5 protein-coding genes are annotated in these 3866 nt (G+C 33.1%); 3 read left to right on the forward strand and 2 right to left on the reverse strand.

Going from position 1 to position 3866, the window contains the following annotated elements; all coding sequences use genetic code 11:
• Positions 1–422 precede the first annotated feature (422 nt).
• From repC to M4Z11_RS07240, 3 genes are all read left to right on the forward strand, one after another.
• A complete protein-coding gene (gene repC, locus M4Z11_RS07230; protein ID WP_249678008.1) occupies positions 423–1646 on the forward strand; it encodes a plasmid replication protein RepC in 1224 nt (407 codons plus the stop codon).
• Positions 1647–1753: 107 nt separating this feature from the next.
• Entirely contained in the window at positions 1754–2059 is a 306-nt protein-coding gene (locus tag M4Z11_RS07235; protein ID WP_249678009.1) for a hypothetical protein, read from the forward strand.
• 70 nt (positions 2060–2129) lie between these two features.
• Entirely contained in the window at positions 2130–2618 is a 489-nt protein-coding gene (locus tag M4Z11_RS07240) for a hypothetical protein (protein WP_409337893.1), read from the forward strand.
• A 213-nt stretch (positions 2619–2831) separates the two neighbouring features.
• Here M4Z11_RS07240 and M4Z11_RS07245 read toward each other — a convergent pair whose 3' ends face one another.
• Together M4Z11_RS07245 and M4Z11_RS07250 are read right to left on the reverse strand one after the other, a co-directional pair.
• A complete protein-coding gene (locus tag M4Z11_RS07245; RefSeq protein WP_249678013.1) occupies positions 2832–3155 on the reverse strand; it encodes a helix-turn-helix domain-containing protein in 324 nt (107 codons plus the stop codon).
• Between the two features lies 1 nt (position 3156).
• Positions 3157–3507 carry a type II toxin-antitoxin system RelE/ParE family toxin gene (locus tag M4Z11_RS07250; protein ID WP_249678014.1) on the reverse strand — a complete coding sequence of 117 codons (351 nt, stop codon included), beginning with the start codon at positions 3505–3507 and terminating at the stop codon, positions 3157–3159.
• Between the last annotated feature and the right edge of the window lie 359 nt (positions 3508–3866).

Here is a 3866-nt window from a genome sequence, read left to right on the forward strand (position 1 = left end):
ATTGGAAGAGGCTAAAATAATTGCTAAACATATCCGCAAAAGTTGGTATTTTATCAATCCAAATTTTATATTTAACGGCACACATGTTATTTTTATAAACGAGCTTGAGTATAAAGAAGATGATGATTTAGAATGATGGAGTAGAAATTTTGCTATATTGAAAAGAGATTTTCTTTTCAATATAGTTTCACATTGACTCGTTATGTAAAGATATGAGTCGTTTAAAATAGAGGATAATATAATGGCAAAAAAATAAAAACCCAACTGTTAGAACAGAAGGGTTTCTAAATATCTTACGATAAATTAAATTTAAAAACCATATTTCCAATTTAATTTATCGCGTTGTGTTTTGCAAGAGGAATTTTGCAAAAAAGGTGATATTTTGACATTTTTTTGCCTCTAATGGAGAGGTTTAAAGAATTATGGTTAATAAAACATCTGGAAGACGGATAGATGCGCATCATATAGAATTTAGGAAATTAGCAGAAAGCGCTGAGATTGGTTCAGTAAGCCGTGGTCAATTAATTGGGTTGGCTAAAAACATGAAAAAGGCTGGTTTAATTAAAAAATCAGAAGGTGAACTTCTGCTTGAGTTACTGGATACAGCTCCAAGAGATTCATTTGAAAAAGGCGGAGTTCCTATTGTTTTCAAAAGCAATAAACAACTTGGTTATGACATTAGTCGTAGTGAAGGACGCGTCAGTCGATTACTATCATCTCTCTATGATTGTGGTTTTATTGTCATGCGTGATTCTGGGAATTTTAAACGTTATTCAGTACGAAGCCGTAGTTATGGAATTATAACAGCTTGCGGTATTGATTTACGTATTCTTATTGCTCGCTATCCTGAACTTAAGCAAAAAGCAGATGAAGCTCTGGAAGCTTATGATAAGCAGAAAGATGCTGTGCATTATTTTCGTGGTTTGGTGCGTCAAATTAAAGGCTCTTATGCGTTAATGAAAACTACCTCTTTTACAACACTGCTTTTTTCTAGAATGCAAAAAATTATTGATATTATTGGCAAACCAACCAAAGCGTCTTTTGAAAAATTACAAAAAGCAATCCGTCTTTTTGAATGGATTTTAGAGCGTTGTTTTAAACAAAAAATATCAAAAACGACATACAGGTATGTCGCCAGTGACATACACATAGAACATACAACCCTTAACTTAAATTGTAAGTGTAACAGAAATGAGTGTTCAGATAACTCTGAACACACTCAAATAACTAATGTGACCTTCGGTCACAATAAAATGGCTTATGAAAAAAGAGTGAACGGCAAAAACGAAACTTCACTTCCTTCAAAAGGCAATACATTGCCTCAAATTCACCCAGAGATACTAGCTAAAGCATTGCCAAATACAATCATGTTTCTCAAACATGAACTGCAATCTGAACGCGATTTAACTGGTTCTATGGAGTTCTTAGCTAAAATGTCTGGCATTTCTTCCCATGCCGTCGAAGAAGCTAAAAAAACTATGGGATTTAAAAAAGCAGCGCTCGCTATTGCTATTATCGTAGAAAAACATTGCAGACAGATCATAAATTCACCTGGTGGATATCTCCGCGGCATGATTGCTAAAGAAAATCGTAGTGAATTATATCTGGAACGTTCCCTCTATGCTCTAATAAAGGAAAGTTCTTAAAAAAACAAAAAATGAAAAATTTCATGCGTTCAAATCAGGTTGAACAAAGTCCTGAAAACTTTTAAAATACCTAAACCAAAAAAGGATATTACAGAAAGGAATTTCCTATGAAAAAGAAATTGCCCAAAAGTTATATGACTGATGCTGAACGCGAGGAATTGCGTGCAGGTGGATTTGACCAGAACTCTATCTATACTGCTGAATCAGAGGCAGCTGCTAAAGCAAATGACAGGCAAGCAGTGTGGGGATGGTTAGCAATGGTGGAACTACCAGCTTATTCACTTCTGTTTCTTAAAAGTCAGCGTGGTGCACAATTCATTCGTGATATGGGGTTTATTACTAAAAATGCTGATGAAGAATATGGTCCCGATTGGTTAGATAAAGGCGTTGTTATAGGAGGTCAACATTTCTAAGGAATATGAAAAATTACATTGGATATTATTACAAGAAAATAGCTATGTGCAAAGTCTTGAAAAAGTATTGATTACTAGGAAATTACATAGTGCACGGGATAATTTATTTGATTATGTTCGTAATGTTGGAAAGAGTGATGATCTGTCATTACTGCTTGATACGGAACGTGGTATTGTAAAAAATGATTTGCTTCGTTATGCTAATAGTCAAGGAATGATAAGTAGTCTTAAAAAGGCAATAGCTGAAATAGATGTTGTTAAAGATCACATAAAAATCGTTTCTAATTCTGAGACATATGACGTGATCAATAGAGGTTATAGTTTGCCAAACAATCGTAAAGGTGGTTTACCTTATGATGAAGCCCGCCAAGCTATGGCGTCGCATTATACACGATTAGGAAATCTCGATAAATCTCGTTTAACAGACATTGAAAAATCAATTATTGACGTGCGAAGAGAGAATATAAAAGTAATGCAAAAACTCTACGAGAAAATGCAAGCCAAAGCTATTGGTATAGATCTTTCGCATGGCAATAAGAGTAAAAATGCAAATGAGTAAAAGTGTAAAGATTATAAATGAGTAAATGAAGTTATAAGCATAACATCATTCTATCTAAGAAAATCAAATATAAAACTATCTCAAAATAGACAAGTACTATCATTGTAGCCGTTTCATATTGTATTGTATAAAATGCAACACGAGACACACCAAGTCTTTTTAAAGATGTAAGTGTATCTGAGCTACTATTATAGTGTTTTTGAGAAAAAATATTTAAGAAGCAAAAATAACTTCAAACTGTCCTTCAGGTGTTTTAACTTTTTCAGGACTAACAACAATCCTAACATCGTTCCCTAATTTAGTTAAACACTCAAGCATTTTCATCTCACTTATTCCTCTGAATTCTCCGTTTAAAAGTTTAGACAATTTAGATTGAGGCATTTTCAAAAGTTGACCAGCTTGTTTTTGTGTTAATTTTTTTTCTTTAAGAATTTGACTAATTTTTTGAGCAAGTTGTGCTTTAAGAAGCATTTCTCTAGAATCTGCAAAACCAAGATCTGCGTAAACATTAGAACTACCGTGAAAAACATTTATCATTCTAATTCCTTTCTAATTGTTCTGCTAATTTGAGACGTTCTTTAATAAGATTGATGTCTGGTTTGGGAGTTGCAATGCCATGGGTCGATTTTTTCTGAAAACAATGCAATACATAAAGAGCCTTTTCATATTGTATTGTATAAACGGCGCGATAAGTTCCTTGTATATCACGTTCAATAATTTCTAGAACATTGGCAGATCCAAAGCCCTTGAGAATCTTAACATTTTCTCCTTTATCTCCTATCTGAGCAAGATAAAGAGCATAACCAATCTTTTGTTGAATAATATCAGGAAGACTTTTTATATCTTTGAGTGAAGATCCAAGCCATATGATACGTTTTATTTTATTCATAATTATTTATATACCCATATAGGTATAATTGCAAATAATTATTTTATTTTTTCTTTAAAATAGATAAATTTTTTCCAAAATCATTTAACACTTATATAACACATATAGCTCATGAAATATTTAGTGTACGAGAAGGTGCAAGCCAAAGCTATTGGTATAGATCTATAATCCAATAAGGTAAGCATAAAAAACTTTTTATTAATTTATACATTCATCTTTATATAAAATTAACAAGCTTTTTTCCGTATAGGTTGGTCACTACAGCGCTATATGGTGGCGCGTTCCCTTCCCTATACGTCAACTTCGCTTGTAAGATGAGAGGCTATCCGCCTCTCAAACTCTCTGGACCGCTCACCAAA

It is taken from the genome of Bartonella bilalgolemi (genome assembly GCF_023500045.1).
Classification (GTDB): domain Bacteria; phylum Pseudomonadota; class Alphaproteobacteria; order Rhizobiales; family Rhizobiaceae; genus Bartonella; species Bartonella bilalgolemii.

Excerpts from the sequence above, each read along its gene's own strand:
- M4Z11_RS07235 (WP_249678009.1), top strand. The coding sequence starts at position 1,754 with ATGAAAAAGAAATTGCCCAAAAGTTATATGACTGATGCTGAACGCGAG.
- repC (WP_249678008.1), top strand. The coding sequence starts at position 423 with ATGGTTAATAAAACATCTGGAAGACGGATAGATGCGCATCATATAGAA.
- M4Z11_RS07245 (WP_249678013.1), bottom strand. The coding sequence starts at position 3,155 with ATGATAAATGTTTTTCACGGTAGTTCTAATGTTTACGCAGATCTTGGT.
- M4Z11_RS07250 (WP_249678014.1), bottom strand. The coding sequence starts at position 3,507 with ATGAATAAAATAAAACGTATCATATGGCTTGGATCTTCACTCAAAGAT.